Origin of the sequence: Nesterenkonia marinintestina (assembly GCF_025420485.1) — a bacterium.
Taxonomy (GTDB): domain Bacteria; phylum Actinomycetota; class Actinomycetes; order Actinomycetales; family Micrococcaceae; genus Nesterenkonia; species Nesterenkonia marinintestina.
The window spans coordinates 33,904-60,003 of sequence record NZ_JAOEFD010000003.1; the positions used below are offsets into that span (position 1 = coordinate 33,904).

The 26,100-nt window shown below is 69.3% G+C and carries 25 protein-coding genes and 1 tRNA gene; 5 read left to right on the top strand and 21 right to left on the bottom strand.

Translation table 11 applies throughout. From position 1 onward, the window contains the following. The gene (locus N7E59_RS03560; RefSeq protein WP_261623543.1) at positions 1 to 1,089 is read left to right on the top strand and encodes an NADH:flavin oxidoreductase/NADH oxidase; all 1,089 of its coding nucleotides are present in this window, start codon (positions 1 to 3) and stop codon (positions 1,087 to 1,089) included. On the opposite strand, the gene N7E59_RS03565 is transcribed toward N7E59_RS03560, so the two are convergent. From N7E59_RS03565 to N7E59_RS03645, 17 genes are all read right to left on the bottom strand, one after another. Next, positions 1,077 to 2,870 (bottom strand): L-lactate permease, encoded by a 1,794-nt coding sequence (locus N7E59_RS03565; RefSeq protein ID WP_261623544.1) that lies wholly within the window; start codon positions 2,868 to 2,870, stop codon positions 1,077 to 1,079. The two genes, N7E59_RS03560 and N7E59_RS03565, sit on opposite strands and share 13 nt — an antisense overlap. A gap of 258 nt (positions 2,871 to 3,128) precedes the next feature. Next, positions 3,129 to 3,201 (bottom strand) — tRNA-Ala (locus tag N7E59_RS03570). Between the two features lie 51 nt (positions 3,202 to 3,252). After that, positions 3,253 to 3,612: a ribosome silencing factor gene (gene rsfS / locus N7E59_RS03575; RefSeq protein WP_261623545.1), complete on the bottom strand. Its 360-nt coding sequence runs from the start codon at positions 3,610 to 3,612 to the stop codon at positions 3,253 to 3,255. A 61-nt stretch (positions 3,613 to 3,673) separates the two neighbouring features. Further along, a complete protein-coding gene (locus tag N7E59_RS03580) occupies positions 3,674 to 4,186 on the bottom strand; it encodes a hypothetical protein (protein ID WP_261623546.1) in 513 nt (170 codons plus the stop codon). Further along, on the bottom strand, positions 4,183 to 4,851 hold the full coding sequence (gene nadD, locus N7E59_RS03585) for a nicotinate-nucleotide adenylyltransferase (RefSeq protein WP_390905004.1): 669 nt from the start codon (positions 4,849 to 4,851) through the stop codon (positions 4,183 to 4,185). The genes N7E59_RS03580 and nadD overlap by 4 nt, the downstream gene beginning before the upstream one ends. Further along, entirely contained in the window at positions 4,848 to 5,036 is a 189-nt protein-coding gene (locus N7E59_RS03590; RefSeq protein WP_261623548.1) for a hypothetical protein, read from the bottom strand. The genes nadD and N7E59_RS03590 overlap by 4 nt, the downstream gene beginning before the upstream one ends. A 141-nt stretch (positions 5,037 to 5,177) precedes the next feature. Next, entirely contained in the window at positions 5,178 to 6,497 is a 1,320-nt protein-coding gene (locus N7E59_RS03595; RefSeq protein WP_261623549.1) for a glutamate-5-semialdehyde dehydrogenase, read from the bottom strand. Positions 6,498 to 6,547: 50 nt separating this feature from the next. After that, positions 6,548 to 7,699 carry a glutamate 5-kinase gene (proB, locus tag N7E59_RS03600; RefSeq protein WP_261623550.1) on the bottom strand — a complete coding sequence of 384 codons (1,152 nt, stop codon included), beginning with the start codon at positions 7,697 to 7,699 and terminating at the stop codon, positions 6,548 to 6,550. Continuing rightward, positions 7,696 to 9,270 (bottom strand): GTPase ObgE, encoded by a 1,575-nt coding sequence (gene obgE / locus N7E59_RS03605; protein ID WP_261623551.1) that lies wholly within the window; start codon positions 9,268 to 9,270, stop codon positions 7,696 to 7,698. Before obgE ends, proB begins: the two co-directional genes overlap by 4 nt. A 118-nt stretch (positions 9,271 to 9,388) precedes the next feature. Beyond that, positions 9,389 to 9,646, bottom strand: a complete 258-nt coding sequence (gene rpmA, locus N7E59_RS03610; protein WP_261623552.1) for a 50S ribosomal protein L27 — start codon at positions 9,644 to 9,646, stop codon at positions 9,389 to 9,391. A 53-nt stretch (positions 9,647 to 9,699) separates the two neighbouring features. Continuing rightward, positions 9,700 to 10,008, bottom strand: coding sequence for a 50S ribosomal protein L21 (gene rplU, locus N7E59_RS03615; protein WP_261623553.1), 309 nt, complete (start codon positions 10,006 to 10,008; stop codon positions 9,700 to 9,702). A 191-nt stretch (positions 10,009 to 10,199) separates the two neighbouring features. Then, entirely contained in the window at positions 10,200 to 10,883 is a 684-nt protein-coding gene (locus tag N7E59_RS03620) for a CoA transferase subunit B (protein WP_315942978.1), read from the bottom strand. A 23-nt stretch (positions 10,884 to 10,906) separates the two neighbouring features. Next, positions 10,907 to 11,692: a CoA transferase subunit A gene (locus N7E59_RS03625; protein WP_261623554.1), complete on the bottom strand. Its 786-nt coding sequence runs from the start codon at positions 11,690 to 11,692 to the stop codon at positions 10,907 to 10,909. Positions 11,693 to 11,729: 37 nt separating this feature from the next. Next, the gene (locus N7E59_RS03630; protein WP_261623704.1) at positions 11,730 to 12,482 is read right to left on the bottom strand and encodes a 3-hydroxybutyrate dehydrogenase; all 753 of its coding nucleotides are present in this window, start codon (positions 12,480 to 12,482) and stop codon (positions 11,730 to 11,732) included. A gap of 113 nt (positions 12,483 to 12,595) precedes the next feature. Beyond that, the gene (locus tag N7E59_RS03635; RefSeq protein ID WP_261623555.1) at positions 12,596 to 14,005 is read right to left on the bottom strand and encodes a GntP family permease; all 1,410 of its coding nucleotides are present in this window, start codon (positions 14,003 to 14,005) and stop codon (positions 12,596 to 12,598) included. Positions 14,006 to 14,129: 124 nt separating this feature from the next. Further along, the gene (locus tag N7E59_RS03640) at positions 14,130 to 15,347 is read right to left on the bottom strand and encodes a PucR family transcriptional regulator (RefSeq protein ID WP_261623556.1); all 1,218 of its coding nucleotides are present in this window, start codon (positions 15,345 to 15,347) and stop codon (positions 14,130 to 14,132) included. Between the two features lie 9 nt (positions 15,348 to 15,356). After that, entirely contained in the window at positions 15,357 to 18,131 is a 2,775-nt protein-coding gene (locus tag N7E59_RS03645; RefSeq protein WP_261623557.1) for an Rne/Rng family ribonuclease, read from the bottom strand. A gap of 477 nt (positions 18,132 to 18,608) precedes the next feature. Here N7E59_RS03645 and N7E59_RS03650 point away from each other — a divergent pair, with 477 nt between their 5' ends. The 3 genes from N7E59_RS03650 to N7E59_RS03660 all read left to right on the top strand — a co-directional run bounded on the left by N7E59_RS03650 (position 18,609) and on the right by N7E59_RS03660 (position 21,187). Further along, positions 18,609 to 19,226 carry a vitamin K epoxide reductase family protein gene (locus tag N7E59_RS03650; protein WP_261623558.1) on the top strand — a complete coding sequence of 206 codons (618 nt, stop codon included), beginning with the start codon at positions 18,609 to 18,611 and terminating at the stop codon, positions 19,224 to 19,226. Between the two features lie 155 nt (positions 19,227 to 19,381). Continuing rightward, positions 19,382 to 20,482, top strand: coding sequence for an S-(hydroxymethyl)mycothiol dehydrogenase (locus N7E59_RS03655; RefSeq protein ID WP_261623559.1), 1,101 nt, complete (start codon positions 19,382 to 19,384; stop codon positions 20,480 to 20,482). A 63-nt stretch (positions 20,483 to 20,545) separates the two neighbouring features. Further along, the gene (locus tag N7E59_RS03660; RefSeq protein ID WP_261623560.1) at positions 20,546 to 21,187 is read left to right on the top strand and encodes an MBL fold metallo-hydrolase; all 642 of its coding nucleotides are present in this window, start codon (positions 20,546 to 20,548) and stop codon (positions 21,185 to 21,187) included. Positions 21,188 to 21,202: 15 nt separating this feature from the next. Here N7E59_RS03660 and N7E59_RS03665 read toward each other — a convergent pair whose 3' ends face one another. From N7E59_RS03665 to exaC, 4 genes are read right to left on the bottom strand one after another with little or no spacing between them, the layout of a single operon-like run. Continuing rightward, positions 21,203 to 21,760: an ABC transporter permease gene (locus N7E59_RS03665; RefSeq protein WP_261623561.1), complete on the bottom strand. Its 558-nt coding sequence runs from the start codon at positions 21,758 to 21,760 to the stop codon at positions 21,203 to 21,205. Continuing rightward, positions 21,757 to 22,590: an ABC transporter ATP-binding protein gene (locus tag N7E59_RS03670; RefSeq protein ID WP_315942982.1), complete on the bottom strand. Its 834-nt coding sequence runs from the start codon at positions 22,588 to 22,590 to the stop codon at positions 21,757 to 21,759. The genes N7E59_RS03665 and N7E59_RS03670 overlap by 4 nt, the downstream gene beginning before the upstream one ends. Next, positions 22,491 to 22,886 (bottom strand): DUF779 domain-containing protein, encoded by a 396-nt coding sequence (locus N7E59_RS03675; RefSeq protein ID WP_261623562.1) that lies wholly within the window; start codon positions 22,884 to 22,886, stop codon positions 22,491 to 22,493. Before N7E59_RS03675 ends, N7E59_RS03670 begins: the two co-directional genes overlap by 100 nt. Positions 22,887 to 22,943: 57 nt before the next feature. Further along, entirely contained in the window at positions 22,944 to 24,467 is a 1,524-nt protein-coding gene (gene exaC / locus N7E59_RS03680) for an acetaldehyde dehydrogenase ExaC (protein ID WP_261623563.1), read from the bottom strand. A 288-nt stretch (positions 24,468 to 24,755) separates the two neighbouring features. Between exaC and N7E59_RS03685 the strand changes: the two genes are divergently transcribed. After that, positions 24,756 to 26,048 (top strand): GAF domain-containing protein, encoded by a 1,293-nt coding sequence (locus N7E59_RS03685; RefSeq protein ID WP_261623564.1) that lies wholly within the window; start codon positions 24,756 to 24,758, stop codon positions 26,046 to 26,048. The last annotated feature ends 52 nt before the right edge of the window (positions 26,049 to 26,100 follow it).

Sequence of the window (26,100 nt, forward strand, 5' to 3'; positions counted from 1 at the left end):
GTGCCCGAACTGTTCTCTCCCCTGCGTCTGCGTGCCCTGGAGATCCCGAACCGGCTCTGGATGTCACCGATGTGCATGTACTCGGCGGACGATGCGGCCGAGGCGGGACGGCCGACCGACTTCCACCTGGCCCACTACGCCTCCCACGCCTTCGGCGGGGCGGGACTGGTCATGGTCGAAGCCACGGCCGTGCAGGCTCGCGGACGCATCTCACCCTGGGACCTCGGGCTGTGGGACGACGGGCAGATCCCCGACTTCGCCCGTCTGGCAGCCGGGATCCGGCACGGCGGAGCTGTGCCGGGAGTGCAGCTGGCCCATGCCGGGCGGAAGGCCTCGGCTGACTCTCCCGCACGCGGCGGCGGGGCCCTGACCGCGGCGCAGGGCGGGTGGCCCACCGTCGGACCGAGCCCGATCCCGTTCCCCGGCTATCCCGTGCCGGAGCAGATGAGCGTCGACGACATCGCCGAACTCGTCGATGAGTTCGCCGCCGCCGCGCGACGGGCTCGGGAGGCGGGGTTCGAGGTCGTGGAGATCCACGCAGCCCACGGCTACCTGCTGCACAGCTTCCTCTCCCCGGTGGCCAACCGACGGACCGACCGCTGGGGAGGCGACTTCGCCGGTCGGACCCGACTGCTGAAGGAGGTCGTCGCGGCGGTGCGCAGCACCTGGCCCGACACCCTGCCGGTGATGCTGCGCATCTCCAGCACCGACTGGATCGAGGAGGATCCCACCCGTTCCGAGGAGTCCTGGACGGTCGAGGACTCGATCCGCCTGGCAGCCGAGGTCTGTGACCTCGGGGTCGACCTCGTCGACGTCTCGTCCGGCGGGCTCGTGCCGGCCCGGATCAGCAGGGACCGGGACTATCAGACCTCCAAGGCGGCACGTCTGCGACGTGAGTCCGGTGTGCCTGTCGCCGGAGTCGGACGGATCAGCGAGCCTGTCGTCGCATCCGGCCTCGTCGCCTCCGGAGACGTCGACGCGGTGTTCGTGGCACGCCAGCTGCTGCGCGAGATCTCCTGGCCCAACCGAGTCGCTCAGGAGCTCGGCGCTGCGCCCCGGCACATCCCGCAGTACTCCTACGCCGTGTGAGACGTGCCCCGGTGGTCCCTGCGGATCATCCAGCCGACGATCCCGGCCAGGGCACCCAGCACCACGACGAGGGCGACGGCTCCGAGATCGGCTCCCAGACCGTTGACCCAGAGGTAGGTCACCGTCCCGCCCACTGCGCAGTAGTAGGCCGTGATCATGGCCGTCTTGCGGATCAGGTCGCCCTCACGTCCCAGCAGCCCCACCGTGGCCGAGGCCGCGACGATGTTGTGGATGGCCACAGCGTTGCCTCCGGCTCCGCCGACGGCCTGTGCCGCGACGATGGTCTCCGGCGGGGCGCCGATGTGTCCGGCCGCTGAGAACTGGAAGTGCGAGAAGGTCAGGTTGCTCACCGTGTTGGAGCCGGCCACGAAGGCACCCAGCGCCCCGATCCAGGGGGCGAGCAGAGGCCAGCTTCCGCCGGACACGGCCGCGGCCCCCTCGGCCAGGGTCACCGGCATCGAGGCCAGGTCGGAGGCGGTGAACTCCGGGCCGGAGTTGATCAGCACTCGGACCAGGGGGACGGCGAAGAGGAGGGCCACGGCCGCACCGAGGATCTGCCGACCCGCGGTCGTCCAGGTCTGACGGATCTGCTGCGCCGTCATCCGGTGGAGCACATAGGTGATCAGGCAGGTGACGATGAACACGGTGCCGGGACTGTAGAGCCACTCCCAGGATGTGGTGATGCCGGTGCCGAACAGGTCGGCGAAGGTCAGTGTGATCGCCGGGGCGTCGGAGCGCAGGAACTCCTCGAGCGGGCCGATCAGCCGTGTGGCGAGCAGCAGCACGGCGACGAGGATGTACGGGAGCCAGGCGACGGTGATCCGCATGCGCCGGGTTCCGAGCTCCTGCAGGTGGTCGGTGTCCACCGAACCCATCCACCGCTCCTCCCACTGCGCGCGGGGGCCGAAGTCGAAGGTGTCCTCGGGCATGAGGAATCCCCGGCTGGAGGTGAACATCACCAGGGCCAGACCGATGAGACCGCCGATCAGGGACGGGAACTCCGGTCCGGCGAAGTGGGCGACGAGCACGTAGGGCACAGTCATGGCCACCGAGGCGTAGAGCGCGAAGGGCCAGATGCGCAGCCCGTCGAGGAAGCTGCGGCGCGGTCCGAAGAACCCGGTGAGGAAGACGGCCAGGGCCAGCGGAATCAGCAGTCCGACCACCGCGTGGATCACAGCGGTCTGGAACCCGATCTCATGGATCAGTCCCTCCTGCCCGCCGAAGGCCGCGGCCGTCGCGGCCACACCTTCTCCGCCCTCCAGTCCCCCGCCGACGCCGACCAGGATCGGCGTGCCGACGGCGCCGAAGGACACAGGGGTGGTCTGGATGATCAGACCCACCATGACGGCCGCCATCGCGGGGAAGCCGAGGGCCAGCAGCAGCGGGGCGACCACGGCTGCGGGAGTCCCGAAGCCCGAGGTGCCCTCGATGAACGAGCCGAAGAGCCACCCGATGATGATCGCCTGCACCCGCCGGTCGGGAGAGATCGCGGTGAAGCCGGCACGGATGGTGCTCATCGCCCCGGAGGCGATGACGGTTGCGAGCAGCAGGAGGGCACCGAAGACGATGTAGAGCAGCGTCACCGCGACGATGAGCCCTTCCACGGTGGCGGCGATCAGGGCGTCCGGCCGCATCTGCCAGACGAGCGCGGCGATGAGCACCGTGACGACGTATCCCACCGGCATCGCGTACTTCGCCGGCCATCGGAATCCTGCCAGAAGGACGCCGACCACCACGATCGGGCTGAGCGCCAGAAGACTCAGCACACCCAGATGATCCACACTGCCACCTCGTTCTCGGAGCGAGAGTCCGCTCCCCCTGCGGAGGAATGGACTGACCATTCAATTCGCACATCAGTGTGCCCCGGTTCACAGTGTGAGGTCAAGCACTGATTCGGCGAGTGAGGTGCCCGTGTCGTCGTCTCCACAGGAGGAGTCCGACCGAGCCGGTACGGCTCCCCGAGGCAGAAGCCAGCAGAGCACGCACGACGAAAAGAGGGTCCGGCCCGGGTGAGAACACCCGGGCCGGACCCTCGTCGGTGGAGGTAACGGGACTCGAACCCGTGACCTTCTGCATGCCATGCAGACGCGCTACCAGCTGCGCCATACCCCCATATTCTGCTGTCGCCGCCTCGGCAACTCCTACACTGTAGTAGGCCGCTTCTCAGCTGTGCAAATCGAGCCGAGGGACGTCCGCATAGAGCCTGTCCAGCCCGTACAGGACGCGTTCCTGCTCGTGCTGGACGTGGATGACCATGTGTCCGTAGTCCAGCAGAACCCACGTGCCGGAGTGCCGGCCCTCCCGTCGCAGCGGCACCGATCCGTGCTCCTCCTTCAGCCGAAGCTCGACCTCCTCCACGACTGATCCGATCTGCCGCTCCGAGGGAGCCGAGCAGATGAGGAACGCGTCGGTGATGCCCAGGCGCTCCTGCACGTCGAGGCCCAGGATCTCGGTGGCCATCTTGTCCTCAGCGGCGGCAGCGGCGGTGCGCAGCTCAGCCATCACGGACTCGGGGACTGTCATGGGGCGGATACTCCTGGTCTGTGGGACGGTCGGTGGTCGATGACCTCGTGCTCCTGACGGGTCAGGCCGGGACGAACAGAGCCAGCCCGACGGCGACGACGAGCACGACGATGACGACGAGCAGCAGGATGATGAGTCGGTTACGCCGCGCGGCGGATCGAGAGGTCTCCTCAGCCATCGGCCCGAGGTCGAGCCCATGAGCTCCGGAGGCCTCGACCGGTGCGATCGGACCGGCGACGTCCTCGGCGCCGTCTGGGGCCTCCTCCTCCGGAGGCAGCCCACGCCGTGCCCGGTTCTCCCGGCGGGCGCGCTCGGCCATTGCCTCCTGCCGTCGCTTCAGGTCGGCATCAACATCCGTCGGGTCACCGCTCGAGACGGCTGCGATCTCCGACGTCAACGTCCGGAGATCCTCCGAGTACTCCGGCGCCTCGACCGACTCCCCAGCCTGGTCGGAGCGAGCCGCCGTCGGCTCCTCCGACGCGTCCGAGGCGGACTCGACGGCCTCGCGGCGTCGCCGCAGCTCCCGGCGTGAGGGCAGCTGCTCGGCGGGCCGATGGTCGGTCGTCTCACTCATGTGGGGACCTCCATCGGGCTCTGACTGGGCCGGGACCTGTCCGATTCGCCTCGGTAGAGACGATGTTTGGCGATGTACTGGACGACGCCGTCCGGGACGAGGTACCAGACCGGCTTGCCGGCGCGCACCCGGGTGCGGCAGTCGGTGGAGGAGATCGCCATCGCTGGAATCTCCTTGAGCGAGATCTGCTGGGTGCGGCCGTAGTCCTCCGAGGAGTAGCCGGGACGGGTCACCGAGACGAAGTGGGCCAGCGTCCAGAGCTCCTCGACGGACTTCCAGGACATGATCTGCGCCATCGCGTCGGCACCGGTGATGAAGAAGAGCTCAGCGGTGGGTCGGAGACGGCGGAAGTCATGGAGGGTGTCGATGGTGAAGGTCGGGCCGCCGCGCTCGATGTCGACCCGAGAGACCGTGAACCGGGGGTTCGAAGCGGTGGCGATCACAGTCATGAGGTAACGATGTTCGGCCTCGGTGACCTCGCGTCCGGCCTTCTGCCAGGGCTCTCCCGTCGGCACGAAGACGACCTCGTCGAGGTCGAACTCCGCGGCGACCTCGCTGGCCGCGACCAGATGTCCGTGATGGACCGGGTCGAAGGTGCCGCCCATGATGCCGACCCGAGGACGGCGACCGGCGGCGCGGGCATCGGCGGGAGTCACTGGGCTCAGTGGTCCTCGTGCTCCCTAGGGGGCAGCTGCTTGCCCTTGCTGGAGAACATCACGGTCACCAGGAGCATGAGCATCAGCACGATGAACATGATGATGCCGAACCACTTGGTCGGCATGAACAGCTCATTGACGACGTGGGCGTCGTCGGCTGCGAGCAGCAGTGCGGCGAAAGTCAGGTCGGACATGCCTCTCCCTCATCGGCGGATGCGTCACCGACCGTTCTGACGTGGTCCGTGCCCGCACCGAGGACGTCAGATGGTCGTTCGACGGACAGTCTACGGTAAAGCGACGGCCCTGCGCCCGGCGGCGGCACACATGTCCGGCGGTCAGGCCCGGACCTGGCCCTCCCCCCGGAGGACCCACTTGGTCGTGGTCAGCTCACCCATGCCCATCGGACCCCGAGCATGCATCTTCTGGGTCGAGATCCCGACCTCGGCGCCGAGGCCGAACTCACCTCCGTCGGTGAACCGGGTGGACGCGTTGACGATCACCGCTGCGGCGTCGACCTCGGCCAGGAACCGTTCGGAGGCGCTCAGAGATTCGGTCACGATCGCTTCGGTGTGCGCGGTGCTCCACCGACGGATGTGGGTGAGCGCCCCGTCGAGGTCGTCGACCACGCAGACGGCGATCTCGAGGTCCAGGTACTCGCGCCCCAGATCATCATCGGTGAGCGCCTCGACCCGGACGGGGCTCGACTCCTCCGCAGGGTTACCGAGCTTCTCGTCGGGCAGCCACGCACGGGCCCGGTCGTCCACGTGCAGCGCGACTCCGGCGTGCTGCAGTGCGCGCAGACACTCCCGCCCCGCGTCCTCAGCCTCCTGGTGGATCAGCAGGGTCTCGGCGGCGTTGCACACGCTCGGGCGGTGCGTCTTCGCATTGAGCACGATGTCTGTGGCCATGTCCGGATCGGCGGAGGCGTCCACGTACACGTGGACGTTGCCCTCACCGGTCTCGATGACCGGTACGCGTGAATTCTGCACCACGTGCTGGATCAGCTCCCGCCCCCCTCGCGGGATCAGCACGTCCACCGAGCCGCGGGTCTCCATCAGAGCGGTCGCACCCTCGCGGCCGAAGCGATCGATCGACTGGACCGCGTCGACGGGGGCGGAGGTGGTCCTCAGCGCCTGTCGGATGATCGCCAGCAGCGTCTCGTTGGTCGTCTTGGCCGCCGAGCCCCCGCGCAGCACGACCGCATTGCCGGACTTCAGGGCCAGAGCGGCGATGTCCACGGTCACGTTGGGACGAGCCTCATAGATGACGCCGAGAACCCCCAGGGGCACCGCCACCTGGCTCAGTCGGATCCCGTTGGGCAGCGTGCGCCCCTGCAGGACTCGGCCGGTGGGGTCGTCGAAGGAGATGACCTCCTCCACGGCCCGGGCGAGGGCCTCGATCCGGGACTCGTCGAGGGTCAGGCGGTCCAGAAGGGCACGGCTCAGCCCGGCTGTGCGACCGCGTTCGAGGTCCTTCTCGTTGGCTTCGATCAGCGCGGCGGCAGACTCGCGCAGTCCGCCGGCCACCGCCCCCAACGTGCGGTCCTTCTGCTCGCGGTCCAGCCGAGCGAGCCGGCGTGATGCGTCCCGCGCACGGTCGGTGACCTCGGCGAGGTCGTCGATCAGAGTCTCATCGGTCTCCACCGTCTCCACCATGGGCACAGCCTATCGCGGGTGCCGCGACGCAGTCAGCGCCGAGCCGAGGATCACCGGCCGGGCAGACGAACCATGACGTCGGTATGGATGACCGGACGGTCATAGTCGGGGCCCATCTCCTCCGCCAGCTGAGCCGTGGTCCGGCCCAACATCCTCGGGAGCTCCGTCGAGGAGTACGAGGCGATCCCTCGGGCCACGACGACGCCGTCGGGTCCGACCACGTCCACCGGATCGGACGCCTCGAAGATCCCCTCGCACCCGGTGATGCCGGCGGGCAGCAGCGATCGGCGACCCTGGACCACCGCACGGACGGCCCCAGCATCGATGACCAGCCGCCCCTCCGTATGGGCCAGGTGCGTCAGCCACGCCGAACGGGCGCCGCGGCGGCGGCCGCGGGATGCGAAGAATGTGCCGACGGGTCGACCGGCGAAGAGCTCGACGGCCCGCTCGGCAGAGGTCAGCATCGCCGGGATCCCGTTGGCCGTACTGATCTCGGCGGCACCGACCTTGGTGACCATCCCTCCGGTGCCCAGACCGGCGCCCCCGGTGCCGCCGAGTCTGACGTCGGCGAGATCCTGCGGTCCGTCGACGCGGGCGATGGGCCGACCGCCCTCCTGGGGAGGCCCGTCGTAGAGGGCGTCGACGTCGGACAGGAGGATGAGACCGTCGGCATGGATCAGGTTGGCCGTCAGGGCGGCCAGGCGGTCGTTGTCGCCGAAGCGGATCTCATGGGTGGCCACCGCGTCGTTCTCATTGATGATCGGCACGGCTCCCATGCTGAGGAGCCGTTCGATGCTGCGCAGCGCGTTCGTGTACTGGGTACGGCGGATCAGGTCCTCCACGGTCAGCAGCAGCTGCGCGACCACCGCTCCGTACTCACCGAACGTCCTGGAGTAGTGGGCCAGCAGAAGCCCCTGTCCGACCGCGGCGGCCGCCTGCTTGCCGGAGAGGTCCTGGGGCCGGCCGTTCAGGGCCAACGGAGACAGGCCGGCCGCGACGGCGCCGCTGGAGACCAGCACGACGTCGGTCCCCCTGGCACGCAGCACCTGCAGCGCATCGACCAGACGCTCCAGCGCCGGCACGGAGATGCCCCCGTCCAGGGTCGTCAGGGAGGATGAGCCGATCTTGACGACCAGTCGGCGGGCCCGGACGACGTCCTCCGCCGACGAGATCACCGACCCGGTCAGTCGCGGGGTGCTCATCGGCCGTCTCCGACGCCTTCGGCACCGTCGGTGTCCGGACCGTCGACCCCGCGGTCCTGCCGCGTGTACTCCAGGTCCATCTCGGCACGGGTCCGGGCCCGGGCGTCACGACGTGCGCGCTGGTCGGCACGCTTCTGCTCCCGGGTCGGACGCGCGGTCTCCTCGAAGCGGACGTCGCTGCCGCGCGGTGCCGCCAGGTGCTCGGCTCCGGTGGACATGGTGGGCTCCCATTCGAACACGACGCCGTCGTCGCCTCCGATCACGACGTCGTCGCCGGGGGTCGCTCCGACGGCGTAGAGCTCGTCCTCGATGCCGATCTTCGCCAGACGGTCGGCCAGATAGCCCACGGCCTCATCGTTGGAGAAGTCGGTCTGCAGGATCCACCGTTCGGGCTTGGCCCCACGCACGCGGAACAGCGGCTCTCCCCCGCGCTCCTCCCGGACGATGGTGAATCCGCGCTCGTCGACCGGTGCCGGTCGGATCGTGACGGGCACCGTCGCGGTGCGGGTCTCACGCTCGCGTCGGGCCTGATCGACGATCTCCGCCATGGCGAAGCCCAACCGACGCAGGCCCTCGCGATTGAGGGCCGACACGTCGAAGACCTGGTGGCCGCGAGCGGTGAGCTGGTCCCGCACCATGTCCGCCATCTCGGCCCCGTCGGGGAGGTCGGTCTTGTTCAGGGCGATCAGCTGCGGGCGACGATGCAGCGGCACGACGTCGCTCTCCTCGTCGCCCTCGGAGCCGCCCGCCACGGCGTCGGGGGCGTAGGCGGCGAGCTCGGCCTCGATGGCCTCGAGGTCGCTGACCGGATCCCGGTCGGTCTCCAGCGACGCGCAGTCCAGCACATGCACCAGGGCGGCGCAGCGCTCCACGTGGCGGAGGAACTCGTGGCCCAGCCCCCTGCCTTCGGCGGCCCCGGGGATGAGCCCGGGGACGTCGGCGACGGTGAAGCGGGACCCTCCGGCCTCGACGACGCCGAGATTGGGGATCAGCGTGGTGAAGGGATAGTCGGCGATCTTCGGCCGGGCCGCGCTCATCGCCGCGATCAGCGAGGACTTCCCGGAGGAGGGGAAGCCCACCAGTGCGACGTCTGCGACGCTCTTGAGCTCGAGCACCACCTCGCGCCGCTCCCCCGGGATGCCGAGGAGCGCGAAACCGGGCGCCTTGCGCCGCTTCGAGGCCAGCGACGCGTTCCCCAGTCCGCCCTGTCCGCCGGCGGCGACGACGAACTCCGCGCCGACGCCGACGAGGTCGGCGAGCACCTCGCCCTCGCGGGTCTTGACCACCGTCCCGTCGGGGACCGGGAGCCTCAGCGGTGCTCCGCGGCGGCCCTTCCGCAGACCGCCCTCTCCCACGCCGCCGCTCTCGGCGGTGCGGTGCGGACGGTGGTGGTAGTCCAGCAGGGTGGCCTCCTGGGGGTCCACCACGAGCAGCACGTCTCCCCCGTCGCCGCCGTCGGCGCCGTCGGGACCGCCCAGGGGCTTGAACTTCTCACGGTGCACGGAGACGCAGCCGTGGCCCCCGTCGCCGCCTGCTGCGTGGAGGACGACGCGGTCGACGAAGTGTGCCATCGGCGGAACTCCTCTGAGCGGGACGGCTCGGCCGTCCGGAACGGGACTGACGGGGCTGTTAAGACACCTCGAGGACGGACCGCGGGCGGTCCGTCCTCGAGGTGATCTCCGACGCCTGTTACTGGGCGGCGGGGACGATGTTGACGACCTTGCGGCCGCGGCGGCTGCCGAACTCCACGGCACCGGCCGACAGGGCGAACAGCGTGTCGTCGCCGCCCCGCCCGACGTTGGTGCCGGGGTGGAACTTGGTGCCGCGCTGGCGGACCAGGATCTCACCGGCGTTGACGGACTGGCCGCCGAAGCGCTTCACGCCGAGGAAGTTCGCGTTCGAGTCGCGACCGTTCTTGGTCGAGCTCGCACCCTTCTTAGTTGCCATGGCTCTGCCTGCCTCTCAGCTGGATGGGAATGGGGGTCTGCGGGGGATCCCGATCAGGCGATCGAGGTCACCTTCACGCGGGTCAGCTCAGAACGGTGACCCTGGCGCTTGTGGTAGCCGGTCTTGTTCTTGAACTTGTGAATGACGATCTTCGGACCGCGGAGGTTCTCCTGCACCTCGGCGGTGACCTTGACCTCGGCCAGGTCCTCTGCCTTGGTGGTGACCTGGTCCCCGTCCACCAGCATCACTGCCGGCAGCTCGATGGTGCTGCCTGCCTCGGCGGAGGCGCGGTCGAGGGTCACGAGGTCTCCGACGGAAACCTTCTCCTGGCGGCCGCCTGCGCGGACAATCGCGTACACCACTTGGGACTCACTTCTCTCGATGACGATTACTGACGATCTCGGATCCGGCCCGGACTGCGACGACCCTCTCGGGACGGCGGTCAGCGGGCGCAGAAGACGTAGGGGTGCCGATGACACCAGGGATCTACTTTACGGGATCCCCGGCATCGTCGGCAACTGTCGTCGACACGGCCGCGTCGCCTCGACGCGGTTCAGGCCAGCGGAACCCCTGTGGACTCCCGCACCAGCTCCTCGGTGACGCCCGGCGCGGTCTCCGCCAGGCGCAGGCACGGGCGGTCCCCGGTTCGGTCCACGTCGATCACCGCCAGATCCGTGATGATGCGGTCGACCACCCTGCGGCCGGTGAGCGGGAGCGTGCACTCCGGAACGATCTTGGCCGAGCCGTCCTTGGCGGTGTGGTCCATGATGATCACCACGCGGCGGGCACCGTGGACCAGATCCATCGCCCCACCCATGCCCTTGACCATCTTCCCCGGCACCATCCAGTTCGCCAGGTCGCCGTTCTCGGCGACCTGCATGGCACCCAGCACGGCGACGTCGATCTTACCGCCGCGGATCATGCCGAAGCTGACGGCCGAATCGAAGAACGACGCCCCGGGGCGCACGGTCACGGTCTCCTTGCCGGCGTTGATCAGGTCGGGGTCGACCTCCCGCTCATCGGGGTAGGGTCCGACGCCGAGGATCCCGTTCTCCGACTGCAGGACCACGGTCCGCCCCTCGGGGATGTGGTTCGGAATCAGTGTGGGCATCCCGATGCCCAGATTCACATAGGCCCCGTCGGGCAGCTCCTGGGCGGCTCGGGCCGCCATCCCGTCCCGGGTGAGTCCCGGACGCGGGTCTGCAGGGGTCTCTCGTGTGGTGTGCCGTCCGCTCATCTGTGCCTTCCTCTCCGCCCCGGTCAGCGGTCCGACGCGGAGCCTGTGCTCACCGTGCGCTTCTCGATGGGCTTCTCGACGTCGGTGCCGACCTCGACCACCCGGTGCACATAGACCCCGGGCAGGTGCACCTGGTCGGGGTCGATCTCGCCGGGCTCCACGAGCTCCTCGACCTCTGCGACGCACACCCGTCCTGCCATGGCCGCCGGCGGGCCGAACTGACGGGAGGCCTTGTTGAACACCAGATTCCCGTGACGGTCCCCTCGGGCGGCATGCACCAGGGAGAAGTCTGCGGCGATCGACTCCTCCAGGACGTAGTCGAGCTCCTCTCCGAGGCCCGCGAAGCGACGGACCTCCTTCGGCGGAGACTGCTCCCGAACCTGCCCGTCGGAGGTGTACCGGGTGGGGATGCCGCCGTCGGCCACCTGGGACCCGACTCCGGTGCGGGTGTAGAAGGCCGGAATTCCGGCTCCGGCGGCACGCAGCTTCTCCGCCAGCGTGCCCTGCGGCACCAGTTCGAGCTCCAACTCACCCTCCAGGTACTGGCGGGCGAACTCTCGGTTCTCACCGACGTAGGAGGAGGTCATCTTCGCGATCCGGCGGGCATGCAGCAGCACTCCCAGACCGAAGTCGTCGGTCCCGCAGTTGTTCGACACCACGGAGAGTCCCCCCGCGCCCTGCTCCAACAGCGCATCGATGAGGCGGACCGGATTGCCCGAGAGCCCGAACCCGCCCACGGCGATCCGTGCTCCGTCGGGGATGTCGGCCACAGCTTCTGCCGCAGTGGTCACCGTCTTGTCCATAGTCATGATCAGCACCTGCCTGGTGTCTCGTCGTGCCGGCGGCTCACGAGGCGGTCCATCCGCCGTCGAGGGTGTAGGAGGCCCCGGTGACCATGCCCGCGGCGTCGGAGGCCAGCCACACGGCGAGGGAGGCGACCTCCTCCGGAGTGATCAGTCGCTTGACCGCGGCTTCGGTCAGCATGATCTGCTCGACGACCTCGTCCTCCCCGATGCCGTGGATTCGCGCCTGGTCGGCGATCTGCTTCTCGACGAGGGGCGTGCGTACGTAGGCCGGATTGATGCAGTTCGACGTCACTCCGTGGGGTGCACCCTCGAGCGCGGTCACCTTGGAGAGTCCCTCGAGGGCGTGCTTCGCGGAGACGTAGGCGGACTTGTACGCGCTGGCGCGCAGCCCATGGACCGACGAGAGGTTGATGATCCGACCGAAGCCGCGCTCGTACATCCCCGCCAGGGCGGCACGGGTCAGCAGGAAGGGCGACTCCACCATGAGTCGGTGGATGAACCGCCAGGTCTCCGGCTCGTACTCATGGATGGGGGCCACCCGTTGTATCCCGGCGTTGTGCACCAGGATGTCGGTGTCCAGGGAGAGGTCCTCCAGGGCCGCGGTGTCGGCCAGGTCCACCGACCAGGCGGCTCCCCCGACCTCCCCGGCCAGGGCCTCCGCCCCGTCCGCGTCCCGGTCGCATACGGTCACCTGAGCCCCGGAGGCCGCCAAGGCGCGCACGCAGGCGGCGCCGATTCCGGAGGCCCCGCCGGTGACCAGGGCACGGCGGCCCACCAGGGCGTCGGGGCCCATCGATGCGGCGCGGCGGCGCGCGGCCTGCTCTGCGGCGTCGTGGTGTGGATCCATGGATGCTCCTCCTTCGAAGCGTGCCCCGAGTTCGGGGCGTCGTCACGGACGGATGGGGATCAGGCGAATACCGAGACGCCGGTCACCAGCAGGGCGACGACGAAGACCGGGACGACCAGGGTCACCATGCCGATGTCCTTATAGGCCTGTCGGTGGGTCAGGCCGCAGACGATGAGCAGGGTGACCACGGCGCCCGAGTGCGGCAGGGTGTCGATGCCTCCGGCCGCAATGGCGGTCAGTCGGTGCATGATCTCCATGCTCATGCCTTCGTTCTCGGCCATGGCCCGCAGGTCACCGCCGAGGGCGTTGAGGGCGATGGTCATGCCGCCCGACGAGGATCCGGTGAGGCCCGCGGTGATCGAGGTGGTGACCACCGAGGTGACCAGAGCGTTGGCGCCCATGTTGAACACCGAGTCGCGGATGATCGCGAAGGCCGCCACCGAGGCCACCACGGCTCCGTATCCGACCTCCGAGGCGGTGGAGAAGATGGGGAACATCGAGCGCTTCGCGCCGTCGTAGAAGCCGATGCGCAGATCACCGAAGTGTCGGAAGTTCATCAGCACGATCAGCAGGATCGCGGCGAGGATCGCCAGCAGCACGGCCCACAGGGCGGCTCTGTCGTCGATGGTGATGCCGCCGAACTGCTCCTCCTCCAGATATCCCCAGTCCATGGCCGGGAAGATGAAGAGGGTGCAGGCGAAGTTGACCACGGCCACGGTCAGCAGAGGGAGGAACGGCACCAGCCGGTTGGGCGGAGCGAGTGTGACGGGGGCCTGGCCTCCGCCGTCGTCGGCCGATCCTCCGAGGATCTGGCGGCTCTCGGAGCTGTCGAAGTGCTCACCCCGGGCGATCAGGCTGCGGCGACGATACTCCAGCCAGAGCATGCCGAGGACGAAGATCATGGCTCCGCCGACGATGCCCAGCACCGGTCCGGCGTACGACCCGGTGCCGAAGAACTGCCCCGGGATGACGTTCTGCACCTGAGGCGAGCCGGGCAGCGCGGTCATGGTGAAGGTGAAGATGCCCAGCGCGATCGTACCGGGGACCAGGCGTCGTGGGATGTCCGCCACTCGGAAGAGCTCGCGCGCGAGCGGATACATCACGAAGGCGACCACGAAGAGGCTGATGCCGCCGTAGGTCATCAGCGCCGAGGTGATGACGGTGGCGGCGATGGCGCTGCGGCTGCCGATCCACGAGGTGATGGTCCGTGCGATGGACTCCGCGTATCCGGTCACCGTCATGAGGATCCCGAAGATGGCGCCGACCAGGAACACCGGGAAGAAGTTCCGGACGAAGTCCGCCATCGCCGGCATGAAGACCTCGGTGTAGGAGGCCAGGATCGGCGCGCCCGAGAAGATCAGGCAGACCGCGGAGGCGATGGGGGCGGCGATGATCACGGGGACGCCGCGATAGGCCAGGGTGATGAGCAGCAGCAGGGATACGACGATGCCGATGATGCCCAGGATCATGGATGTCTCCTCGGACGGTGATGCGGCGGCCGGTGCCGCCGAGGTCGTAGACCAGCATGCTCGGCGGAACGTGACGTACGCTACATCCGCCTGTCCAAGGCTCAGGGTGTGATCTTGTGCACGTCTACGAAGACGCGCCGTCTCGCTGACCTGTCGACACACCGGTGCGATGCGGGCCCCGTCCGCTCCGCGCGGCCAGCACCCACGAGAGTTCGACGAGCGTGTCCACGTCGCCGAGGTCCGCACCGGTGAGCTCTCCGAAGCGCTTGAGCCGATAGCGCAGGGTGTTCACATGGACGGGGATGCTGCGGGCCGCGAGCGGGATGCTCAGACGGTGCCTCAGGTAGGCGTCGACGGCCTCCAGGACGTGGTCGCCGAAGACTCCGGAGTCCTCCAGCGGCGTCAGGTGCCGCTCCGAGAGCATCCGCGTGGTCTCGGGACTGGCATGGATCCCCACCCGCCAGGAGAGTCCCTCGACGTCGACGACGCCGCTCTCCCCCACGTCTTCGGCCGCTTCGAGCGCCAGGGACGCCGACTCGAAGGAGCGCGGGAGATCATGCAGCGGAGTCGGTCGCCCCAGTCCGACCGTCAGTCCGGGCAGTTCGGTCCCGCAGGCGGGCTCCCCGACGACGATCCCGAGCAGGCTGGAGGCTCGCACGGTCGCCAGCACACGGACACCTGCGCGCTCCGCCCAGTCCCGGATCCTCTGAAGACGCTCCACATCCGATCCGGGGCACGACGCCGCGACCAGGGCGCGCACCGGGTCGGCGGTGGGCACGTCGTAGAGTGCGGCACCGCGGCGCAGTTCGGCCGGGTCCATCCGGGTCGTGGTCGCGTCTCCGATCCACTCGGCCTGTCGCGCCGAGTCTGCGACGGCTCGGGCGGCCTCGTTCGCCTGATACACGACCACCGCCCGCGCGGAGAACGCATCGCCCAGGGCCCAGAGGATCGTGGAGCATTCGAGCACCTTCGCCGCGGGGATCCCCCACTCGACGGCACGAGCCAGCAGTCGGTCCAGGATCACCGACATGCAGATGCGGAACCCGGCCAGGACGCTGCCCATCGGCACGCCCTGCCCGTGCCTCTCGACGGCCAGCTCGTCCGCCTCGGGGACGTCCTCCGGTGCTGGGGTCCGGCCCTCACGCACCGTGCGGATGCTCAGTGCGATGTTCCTGCGAGCCGAAGCCTCCAGCGCCTCGGTCGGGACGCTCTCGTAGCCGGGCACGCCTGCCCGCAGTCCGCGGATCGTCTGCTCCAGGATCGATGCGTCGCGCGACAGCTCGTCGAGCACCGCGTCCAGGAGCTCCTCCGGCACAGGGGCCTTCCCCTCCGAGCGATCCATGGAACCGAGTCAGGCGGACTCGTCGGTCGAGCCCCCGCCGCGGGCGGCACGGCTCTTCGCCAACTCCTCAGCGCTGACTCCGACTCCGAGCATGACGGGCTGCGACCCGCCGGCCCCTCCGCCGGAGGCCTCCGCAGCCGCGTCCGCTCCTGAGCCCGTCGGGGTGCCGGACTCCGCCGCGGCGGTGAAGGTCGCCGTGGTCGCCGAGGCCGCCTCGTCATCGGTGTCGACCCGGTCCACCCGTCCTCCCGCGCCCTGCGCCGAGCCGGCCGCGCGTCGGCGGCGCGGCCTCGGCGACGGTCCGCCGGAGCCGGTCCTCGACGAGGAGCCGGAAGTGCGGGAGGCGACCGCCGCGTCGAGGTTGTCCAGAGTGACGGCGGCATCCTCACCGCGCCCGCCGGGCTGCGGTTCGGCACTCGGCACGGCTACCTCCTCACCACCGATGGTCAGCGTGGAAGGTGCTTCCGAGGGGTCGTCCGACTTCTTGGCGTCATGGTCGCCGGAGCTCGCCGCGGCCACCTGCGTCATGGCCTGCCGCGCCTTCTCGGCCTTCTCACGCTGCTGCCGCTGCTGATCCGGGGACTGCTGATCCGCCCCGTCAGAGCGACCGCCGCGTCCGGAGTCCTGACCGCCCGAAGAGCTCGAGCCGTCGGTCTGGCCGCCGCCCTGTCCCCGGCCGCGGCCCTTGTTCCTGCGCTTCTTGCCGCGACCCGGGCGCGCCTCGCCCGAGGCCGTGTACGAGGGTGCGCCGCCGACCGGTTCGGAATGGGTGATCAGGCCGCGGCCGGCGCAGTGCTCGCAGTTCTCCGAGAAGGCCTCGACGAGGCCCGTGCCCATCCGCTTGCGGGTCATCTGCACCAGGCCCAGCGAGGTGACCTCGGCGACCTGATGTTTGGTCCTGTCGCGTCCGAGGCACTCGACCACACGGCGCAGCACCAGGTCTCGGTTGGATTCGAGCACCATGTCGATGAAGTCGATGACGATGATGCCGCCGATGTCCCGCAGCCGGAGCTGTCGCACCAGCTCCTCCGCGGCCTCGAGGTTGTTCTTCGTGACCGTCTCCTCCAGATTGCCTCCGGAGCCGGTGAACTTGCCGGTGTTGACGTCCACCACCGTCATGGCCTCGGTGCGGTCGAAGACCAGCGAACCGCCGGAGGGCAGGTTGACCTTGCGTTCGAGCGCCTTGGACAGCTGTTCATCGATGCGGTGGTGGGCGAAGACGTCCGCCGACGGCCTGTTCCCCTCGGCGTCCTCGACGTCCCAGCGGGAGAGGCGGTCGAGGAGGTGCGGCGCCACATAGGTGACGTAGGCCTCCACACTGTCCCAGGTCTCCTCCCCCTCGACCTCCATGGAGGAGAAGTCCTCGTTGAAGACGTCCCGGACCACCTTGATGGTCAGGTCCGGTTCGCTGTAGAGGAGCTCCGGAGGCAGGACCTTGCGGTCCTTCTGACGGTCCAGGATGGACTCCCAGAGGGAGCGGAGACGGTTGATGTCGTTGGTGAGCTCCTGCTCCGAGGCTCCCTCGGCGGCGGTCCGGACGATCACGCCGGCGTTCTCCGGCATGTTCTCCTTGAGCACCTTCTTCAGTCGGGAGCGCTCCGTGTCCGGCAGCTTCCGGGAGATTCCCGTCATGGAGCCGCCCGGGACGAATACCAGGTAGCGGCCGGGCAGCGACACCTGGCTGGTGAGTCGGGCGCCCTTGTGTCCGACGGGGTCCTTGGTGACCTGGACCAGGACGGAGTCCCCGGACTTCAGTGCGTTCTCGATCTTCCGGGGTGCTCCGCCGAGGTTGGCCGCGTCCCAATCGACCTCTCCGGCGTAGAGCACTGCATTGCGCCCGCGGCCGATGTCCACGAAGGCCGCCTCCATCGACGGGAGCACGTTCTGGACCTTGCCCAGGTACACGTTGCCGATCAGCGACTCCTGGTTGGTGTCGGAGACGTAGTGCTCGGCGAGCACGCCGTCCTCGAGCACTCCGATCTGGACCCGACGCCCCTTCTGCCGGACGACCATCTTCCGGTCCACCGATTCGCGGCGTGCGAGGAACTCGGCCTCCGTGATCACCTGTCGGCGGCGGCCCCCGCTGCGTGAGGCCCGGCGTCGCTGACGCTTCGCCTCCAGACGGGTGGAGCCCTTCACACCGGTCACCTTCGTCGGAGCGGCGGACTCGGCGTTCTCGCGCGGCGCCCGGACACGGGTCACGGTGTGCTCGGGGTCGTCTCCGTCACCACCGGTGACCTCCATGTCCACCGAACCACGACGACGCCGGCGGCGCCTGCGCACCACCTGACCGTCCTCGTCCGAACCGTCGTCCTCGCCCCCGTCCTGGGAACCGTCCTGGGAACCGTCGGCGCCGGAGTCGGCCTCGCGCTCCGAATCGTCGCCGCCGGTGCCTGAGTCATCGCCGGGACCGGACTGCCCCGGCTGGTCCGACTGCCCCCGACCACGGTTGCGTCCGCCGCCGCGGCGACGCTTCCGCCGCCCGCGGCGGCCCGCGTCACCGCCCTCGTCGGAGTCGTCGGAGTCGTCGCCTGAGGACTCCTTCGACGAGCTCCCGGACGACTCGTCGGACGACTCCGCAGACGAGTCCCTGCGTGCGGAGTCCCGGGAGTCCCGAGAGTCCCCGTCGGAGGACGACTCCTGCTCGGGACGGGAGACCTTGACCGGCTCCACCTCCGAGAGGTCCGGGGCCTGGAAGAGGACGTCGAACGGGTCGGCGCCTGAGGGGCTGCCCGCACCCTCCGAGTCCGATGCGGATGAGGGTGTGTTGTCCTGCTGAGTCATGGGAAAGCTGCTCCTGCCGACGCGGCGACGCCACACTCGCCGACGCGGCGGCTGCTCGTGCGGTCACCTCCGCGCCGCTCGATCCTCTCCCCTGAGGCGGGGTGGGAGCGGTGCGAGGGGAATCCTTCTGTCGGTCGAAAACCTGTCTCGCAGCCTCGTCGTCGGCACCGGGCGCTGACGCCTCTGTGGGCGTGCGCTCGTCACGGTGCCCTGCGACGATCACTCGTCGCATCGGACTTCGGCGGCGGCAGCTTCTGTCGTCGTTCTCCAGCCGTGCGGACTCGGGCAGTCTCTTCGCCCTCGCCCACGACGGGTGCCGGCCTCGCCGAACCGACCGATGCGGCGGCTGAGTCTTCACGGCAGCCGGGTGTGGTCCGCCTGCCGATGCTCCCAAGTATCGCACACTGCACCCCGCCCGGGCCCATCCGCACGCGGCTCCGGCGGGTCGGGAGCCGACCCCCGACGTAGACTCTCAGCATGAGCACAGACACCGCTGCGCGGTCCGAGACCGATCGCGCATGGATCGCCCGGCGTGTGCCGCTGGGCCTCTGGACGGTGCTGACCGGCGCCGTCGGCGTCGTCGGATCGTTCATGCTCCTGTACGAGCGCGTGCTGCTGTGGCAGGACCCCGACCACGCCACGGCATGCGACGTGAATCCATGGGTGTCCTGCGGGGAGGTCATGCAGTCCTGGCAGGCGGCGACCTTCGGCTTCCCCAACATCTTCCTGGGAGTGGTGGGCTTTCCCCTGGTGGTCCTCGCCGGTCTGACGATCCTCTCCGGGGCGCGGACTCCGCGCGCCTGGTGGTGGGGCCTTCAGGCCGGAGTCACGTTCGCCCTCGGATTCTGCGTCTGGCTCTGGTATTCGGCCGTCTACAGCATCGGCGTGCTGTGCCCCTACTGCATGGTCGTCTGGGCCGGCACGATCCCTCTGGCACTGGGTGTGACGGCGGGCAGCGTGCTCAACGGCGTCATCCCCTCCACAGCTCGGGTCAGACGTCTCACCTCCGACTGGTGGTGGGTCGCCGTGATCCTCGTCTTCCTCCTGGTCCTGGCCAGCATCGTCCTCGAGAAGCCGGAGGCGTTCGGGGTCTGAGGCGGTCGGGGTCTGAGGCGGTCGGGGTCTGAGGCGGTCGGCGCCCCGGCCGGACGACCGCCGGACATCGGGGTCCGCCGCGGTGCCGCACATCGGTTTACTCGCCCAAGTCCCGGTGACAGGATGGTCGCAGAGTCCCGATCGAGGAGGATGTCATGCCCCAGACCGTCCGCGCCGTCGTGGTCCGCAGCAAGGACGCACCGGCTGAGGTGGAAGAGATCATCGTTCCCGATCCCGGTCCCGGCGAGGTCGTCGTGGACGTCCTGACCTGCGGAGTGTGTCAGACGGACCAGCACTTCCAGAAGGGTGAGGTGGGAGACGACTTCCCGTACCTCCTCGGCCATGAGGCCACTGCTCGCGTATCCGTGGTCGGAGACGGGGTGACCCATGTCGACGTCGGCGACAAGGTGATCCTGAACTGGCGGGCGGTCTGCGGGGAATGCCGCGCCTGCAGGAAGGGTCAGGCGCAGTACTGCTTCGACACCGCGAACGCCCGACAGAGGATGACCCTGACCGACGGCACGGAGCTCGAACCCGCCCTCGGCATCGGCGCCTTCGCCGAGAAGACCCTGGTGGCCGCGGGGCAGTGCACACGCATCGACGACGTCGGCCCGGAGTCCGACGCCGCCGTGGGACTGTTGGGATGCGGCGTGATGGCCGGCATCGGTGCGGCGATCAACACCGGCGAGGTCCGGCGGGGCGAGTCTGTGGCCGTGATCGGATGCGGCGGTGTGGGGGCCGCGGCCGTCGCCGGCGCCGTCCTGGCCGGGGCGGTGCGGATCGTCGCGGTGGACATCGACCCTCGGAAGCTCGAGCGGGCGCGGGAGCTGGGGGCCACCGACATCATCGACTCCTCCGCGACCGACCCCGTCGAGGCGATCCGGGAGCTGACCGGAGGCTTCGGCGCCGACGTAGTCATCGACGCCGTCGGGCGCCCCGAGACCTACCGCCAGGCGTTCTACGCCCGGGACCTGGCCGGACGCGTCGTGCTGGTCGGCGTGCCGGACCCGAGCCACATGCTCGAGCTGCCGCTGATCGACGTCTTCGGCCGAGGCGGGTCCCTGAAGTCGTCCTGGTACGGTGACTGCCTGCCCAGCCGCGACTTCCCCATGCTCGTCTCCCACTACAGGCAGGGCCGCCTGGACCTCGACGCCTTCGTGACCGAACGGGTGACCCTCGACGACGTCCAGCAGGCCTTCGAGACGATGAACCGCGGCGAGGTGCTGCGCTCCGTCGTGGAGCTCGACGCCCGCTGAGGACAGCGCCTCCGCCGTGGGGGTGAACTGAGGACGACGATTCGGAAGGACGTGTGACGTTCCATGACCGCGAGGATCGAACACCTGGAGACCGCCGGGACCTTCTCACTCGACGGAGGCACCTGGGAGGTTGAGAACAACGTCTGGATCGTCGGTGACGACCAGGAGGTGGTCGTCATCGACCCCGCCCACGACGCCGAAGCCGTCGCCGCCGCCGTGGGCGACCGGAAGGTCGGTGCGATACTGCTCACCCACGCCCACGACGACCACGTCTCCGAAGTCTTCGACGTGCAGAAGCTGGTCGGAGGCCGCATCCACCTGCACCCGGAGGACCACGTGCTCTGGGAGCAGACCCACGGATCGGCCCGGCCGGAGGTGGAGATCTCCGACGGCGACGTGGTCACGGTGGCGGGCACGACGCTGACCGCTCTGCATACGCCCGGCCACTCCCCCGGTTCCACCTGCTTCTACGCGGACGACCTCGACGGGGCTCCCGCGCTCTTCTCGGGCGACACGCTGTTCGAGGGCGGTCCCGGCGCCACCGGCAAGTCGTACAGCAGCTTCGACACGATCATCGAGTCCATCCGCACCCGGCTCTTCGACGAGCTGCCGGACACCACAGTGGTCCACACCGGACACGGGCCGAAGACCACCATCGGTCAGGAACGTCCACATCTGCAGGAGTGGATCGACCGGGGCGAGTGACCGCCCGTCCGGTCCCTAGGCCGTCCGGCGGCGCAGTGTGAGCCCGGCCAGGGCCACAGCGGCCGTGGTGAAGCCGAGGACGATCACCAGGTCCGCCGTGTGATCCCCGGTCCATCCCGCGACGGTGCCGGAGCGTCCCAGTGCGTCGGTCGCGTAGCTCAGCGGCAGGACGTCGGAGATCCGCGTCAGCGGAGCCGCCATAGACTCTCGCGGCGCGAGCAGACCGCCCAGCAGGATCTGTGGGATCACGATCAGCGGCATGAACTGAACGGCCTGGAACTCCGTCCGTGCGAACGCCGAGGCCAGCAGCCCCAGGACACCGACCGCCAGCACGGACGTCACCGCGGCCTGGACGAGTCCTACCGTCCCGAAGGTCAGCACGAACATGATCACGAACGGGAACAGGCCGAGCAGCATCGGGCCGACGCGGTCGTACACGTCGGGCTGCCCGTCGAAGACGTACTTGGTCAGCCACATGAGCATCGACGGAAGCACGAGGATCATCACCAGGCTTCGACGGTCGTGCAGAAGCTGCTGCGCCGTGCGCCGCGCCGTGGCCAGCACGCCGATCACGGGAGGCTCTCTCGGGCCAGAGCCAGGAACGCCGCATCGAGGTCCTGCTCACCGGTCATCCGCCGCAGACCGTGCGGTGAGGCGTCGGCGAGGAGCGCTCCGTCCCGAAGCAGGAGGACCCGGTCGCAGCGTGCCGCTTCGTCCATCACGTGGCTCGAGATCAGCAGGGTCCGCCCGGCGTCGGCCAGGCGCCGGAACATGACCCACAGATCGAGCCGCAGCACCGGATCGAGTCCCACCGTCGGTTCGTCCAGCAGCAGCACCTCCGGCGCGGCCAGCAGCGCCGCGGCCAGTGATACCCGTGCACGCTGGCCTCCAGAGAGGTCCCGTGCGAGCCGCCCCTCCGTGCCGGTGAGGCCGACGGTGGTCATCGCCTCGTCGACCGAGGCCGCATCGGCGCGGCTGACGGAGGCGAAGTATCGGAGGTTCTGGACCACGGTCAGATCGGGGTAGACCGAGCTGGCCTGGGTCACGTAGCCGACTCGCCGACGGGCCTCCGCCGCACCGGCGTCGATCCCCAGGACCGTGACCTGTCCTCGGACGTGGGCCTGCACTCCTGCGACGGCCCGGATGAGGGTCGACTTTCCGCTGCCGCTGGGACCTCCATACTGACAAAGTAGGCCTGCCTCCCCACCCGAGCAAGGGTGGGGAGGCAGGCCCCTCTCTGCGTCCGGTGCTGCCCGGAGCCGGCGGCGGCCCGGCGACGGATCGGCGGGGGGCGCCGAGGGCGTCAGCCGGTGGTCACCGGCTCCAGGGCCTCGGTCTCCTCGTCGGAGAACAGCCTCGACCGGATGACGAAACGGTTGCCGGTCGGCCCCTCGATCGAGAATCCGGCCCCGCGTCCCTCCACCACGTCGATCGTGATGTGGGTGTGGGACCAGTACTCGAACTGGGCCTTGGAGATCCAGACCGGAACCGGTTCGGGAGTTCCGGGCTCGAGCTCTCCGAGGAGCACATCCGCCGGGCCGGTCATGAACGTGCCCTGCGTGTAGCACATCGGCGCCGAACCGTCGCAGCAGCCCCCGGACTGGTGGAACATCAGGGGCTGTCCATGGTCCTCCCGGAGCCGGCGCAGCAGGGCTGCGGCGTCCTCACTCACATCGACACGCTGTGCCATGGCGATCATTCCTCCTCCGCGATGTGGTCAGCGGCCCATGGGTCCGATCGACCCCGCCGTGCCGGATCAGAACAGCCCCATCGGGTCCTCAGAGTAGCTGACCAGCAGGTTCTTCGTCTGCTGATAGTGGTCCAGCATCATCTTGTGGTTCTCACGGCCGATGCCGGAGTTCTTGTAGCCGCCGAACGCCGCATGCGCCGGGTACTGGTGGTAGCAGTTCGTCCACACGCGCCCGGCCTGGATCTCGCGTCCCGCACGGTAGGCAGTGTTGCCGTTCCTCGACCACACGCCGGAGCCGAGGCCGTAGAGGGTGTCGTTGGCGATCTCCATCGCCTGGTCGAAGCCGGAGAACTCGGCGACCGAGACCACGGGGCCGAAGATCTCCTCCTGGAAGACACGCATCGAGTTGCTGCCCCGGAAGATCGTCGGAGTCACGTAGTAGCCGCCGGAGAGGTCGCCTCCGAGGTCGATCTGCTCACCGCCGGTGAGGATCTCGGCACCCTCCTGACGTCCGATGTCCAGGTAGGACAGGATCTTCTGCAGCTGGTCGTTGGAGGCCTGGGCGCCGATCATGGTGTCGGTATCGAGCGGGTTGCCCTGCACGATCTTCTCCGTCCGAGCCACGGCGTCCTCCAGGAAGCCGTCGATGATGGACGACTCGACGAGCGCGCGCGACGGACAGGTGCAGACCTCCCCCTGATTGAGGGCGAACATGGTGAACCCTTCGAGCGCCTTCTGGTAGAAGGAGTCCTTCTCCTGTGCCACGTCGGCGAAGAAGATGTTGGGACTCTTGCCCCCGAGCTCGAGCGTGACCGGGATCAGGTTCTGTGACGCGTACTGCATGATCAGGCGCCCGGTCGTCGTCTCCCCGGTGAAGGCGATCTTCTTGATCCGCGGGCTGGAGGCCAGGGGCGCGCCGGCTTCGGCGCCGAACCCGTTGACCACGTTCACCACGCCCTCCGGCAGCAGGTCGGCGATCAGCTCGACCAGGACCATGATCGAGGTCGGGGTCTGCTCCGCGGGCTTGATGACGATGGCGTTGCCCGCCGCCAGCGCGGGAGCCAGCTTCCACGTGGCCATCAGCAGCGGGAAGTTCCAGGGGATGATCTGACCCACCACGCCCAGCGGCTCGTGGAAGTGGTATGCGACGGTGTCGCCGTCGATCTCGGAGATGCCGCCCTCCTGCGTCCGGATCGCACCGGCGAAGTAGCGGAAGTGGTCCACGGCCAGCGGCAGATCGGCCGCCAGGCATTCACGGATCGGCTTCCCGTTCTCCCAGCTCTCCGCGACCGCGAGGGTCTCCAGGTTCTCCTCGAGCCGGTCCGCGATACGGGTCAGGACGAGGGCGCGCTCGGTCGCCGAGGTCCGACCCCAGGCCGGGGCGGCCTTGTGCGCGGCGTCCAGGGCCAGCTCGACGTCCTCCGCCGTGGACTGCGCGACCTCGGTGAACGCGCGACCGTTGACGGGTGAGGGGTTCTCGAAGTATTGGCCCTTGACCGGTGCGACCCACTCGCCGCCGATCCAGTTGTCGTAGCGTGACTTGAAGGTGACCTTCGCACCTTCGGTGCCGGGCTGTGCGTAGACGGTCATCGTGACTCCCTTCCTGGGGTCAGCACTCCATGGGTGTCCGGGTGCTGCCGCGGCTGGCGGTGTTCTCGGCTGTGCGAGAGTGATGCACATCACTCTACCGTCACGAGCCTAGACCCACGGACGTTGCACCGACGTTGCACTCGGGTGACACGGGTGAGGTGCCGACGACCGACGACGTGGGCCTAAGCCTCTGAGAAGTCGACCTTTCCGCCCCTCGTCATCCGCCCTATGCTGGTGATCCCGGACACGACGGCGTCCGAGGACGGTTTCTCGGGAGTGACGGACACTGTGAGCACCACCGGCGAGGGCACCGGGTCCCACTGGTCAGCGGTGAACCCTCTCCTGCGCGACTCTTGGAGCCGGTCTCGGCGCTACGTCACCGATCCCTTCGACGCCCTCGCACCGATCGCGCTGGACGACGCCCACCTGCGGGAGGCTCGTCGAGATCACCCACTGTCCGCCGTCATGCCCGTGTTCGGGCGTATGCTCACCCAGCCGGCCGCCGACGCCGGGCTGATCGTCGCCGTCGGCGACGCCCGCGGAAGGCTCCTCTGGGTCGACGGGGCCCGATCCACCCTCCGACGGGCCGAGTCCGTGGCGTTCCAACCGGGAGCGGACTGGTCCGAGCGGGCCATCGGGACCTCCGCGCCCGGGACGGCTCTCGTCACCGGCCACGGCGTCCAGGTTCACCGCTCCGAGCACTACGCCCACCCGGTGCAGGGCTTCTCCTGCACCGCGGCACCCATCCGCTGCCCGCTGACCGGTGAGGTCCTGGGAGTCGTCGACGTCACCGGCGGCGCAGACGCCGTGTCCAGACACTCCCTTCCGCTGATCCTCGCCGCCGTGGACGCCGCACAGACGGAGCTGCGTCGGATCCGAGAGGTCGGACCGGCCCCGAGCTCGGCGGCCCGGCGCGCCGTACGGCCTCACAGGGGCCCGGCGCCCCTCCCGGTGCCGCCTGCGGCGGAGCTGACGATCCTCGGAGCCGACCGACCGCATCTGCGCGCCGGAGTACGCTCGGCGGAGCTGAGCCTGCGCCACGCCGAGATCCTGACGCTGCTCCTCGAGGACCGAGGCGCATCCTCCGCCGTCGGCACGCACGGCATGACCGCCGAGGAGTTGGCCGAGGCCCTCTACGGCTCACGGGGGCATGCCGTGACGCTGCGCGCCGAACTGGTCCGGCTGCGGCGTCGCCTGGCGGATCTGGCCTCTCCCGAGCACCTGGGGATCGCCTCTCGGCCCTATCGGCTGATCGGTCGCGTCACCTCTGATGCGGAGCAGATGCTCGAGGCCCTCGCGGACGGCGACCGCGACACCGCACTCACCCTGTGGTCCGGCCCGCCGCTGCCGACCTCGGAGTCCCCCGGGGTGGAGGCCCTCAGGACCCGGACGGAGTCCGTGCTGCGCGAGGCCATGCTCCAGGACGCCGACGCCGACCAGCTCTGGCGATACCTGGAGGCCGGCACGGACGCGAGCGACGAGGAGCTCCTGCGCACAGCCCTGCGGATCCTCCCCGCCGACTCACCTCGTCGCGCCGTGCTGCTCGGACGTGCAACTGCCGCGCAACGTGCCTGTGACTAGAGTCACAGGTGCTGCGACAGGCGGTGCAGGCCGGCACCGTCGTAGAGACAGC

Excerpts from the sequence above, each read along its gene's own strand:
- N7E59_RS03595 (WP_261623549.1), bottom strand. The coding sequence starts at position 6,497 with ATGGTGGAGACGGTGGAGACCGATGAGACTCTGATCGACGACCTCGCC.
- rsfS (WP_261623545.1), bottom strand. The coding sequence starts at position 3,612 with ATGACAGTCCCCGAGTCCGTGATGGCTGAGCTGCGCACCGCCGCTGCC.
- N7E59_RS03590 (WP_261623548.1), bottom strand. The coding sequence starts at position 5,036 with ATGTCCGACCTGACTTTCGCCGCACTGCTGCTCGCAGCCGACGACGCC.
- N7E59_RS03625 (WP_261623554.1), bottom strand. The coding sequence starts at position 11,692 with ATGACTATGGACAAGACGGTGACCACTGCGGCAGAAGCTGTGGCCGAC.
- N7E59_RS03620 (WP_315942978.1), bottom strand. The coding sequence starts at position 10,883 with ATGAGCGGACGGCACACCACACGAGAGACCCCTGCAGACCCGCGTCCG.
- exaC (WP_261623563.1), bottom strand. The coding sequence starts at position 24,467 with ATGACCGTCTACGCACAGCCCGGCACCGAAGGTGCGAAGGTCACCTTC.
- rpmA (WP_261623552.1), bottom strand. The coding sequence starts at position 9,646 with ATGGCAACTAAGAAGGGTGCGAGCTCGACCAAGAACGGTCGCGACTCG.
- N7E59_RS03580 (WP_261623546.1), bottom strand. The coding sequence starts at position 4,186 with ATGAGTGAGACGACCGACCATCGGCCCGCCGAGCAGCTGCCCTCACGC.
- N7E59_RS03630 (WP_261623704.1), bottom strand. The coding sequence starts at position 12,482 with ATGGGCCCCGACGCCCTGGTGGGCCGCCGTGCCCTGGTCACCGGCGGG.
- N7E59_RS03655 (WP_261623559.1), top strand. The coding sequence starts at position 19,382 with ATGCCCCAGACCGTCCGCGCCGTCGTGGTCCGCAGCAAGGACGCACCG.
- N7E59_RS03650 (WP_261623558.1), top strand. The coding sequence starts at position 18,609 with ATGAGCACAGACACCGCTGCGCGGTCCGAGACCGATCGCGCATGGATC.
- N7E59_RS03660 (WP_261623560.1), top strand. The coding sequence starts at position 20,546 with ATGACCGCGAGGATCGAACACCTGGAGACCGCCGGGACCTTCTCACTC.
- N7E59_RS03675 (WP_261623562.1), bottom strand. The coding sequence starts at position 22,886 with ATGATCGCCATGGCACAGCGTGTCGATGTGAGTGAGGACGCCGCAGCC.
- obgE (WP_261623551.1), bottom strand. The coding sequence starts at position 9,270 with ATGGCACACTTCGTCGACCGCGTCGTCCTCCACGCAGCAGGCGGCGAC.
- proB (WP_261623550.1), bottom strand. The coding sequence starts at position 7,699 with ATGAGCACCCCGCGACTGACCGGGTCGGTGATCTCGTCGGCGGAGGAC.
- N7E59_RS03635 (WP_261623555.1), bottom strand. The coding sequence starts at position 14,005 with ATGATCCTGGGCATCATCGGCATCGTCGTATCCCTGCTGCTGCTCATC.
- N7E59_RS03640 (WP_261623556.1), bottom strand. The coding sequence starts at position 15,347 with ATGGATCGCTCGGAGGGGAAGGCCCCTGTGCCGGAGGAGCTCCTGGAC.
- N7E59_RS03645 (WP_261623557.1), bottom strand. The coding sequence starts at position 18,131 with ATGACTCAGCAGGACAACACACCCTCATCCGCATCGGACTCGGAGGGT.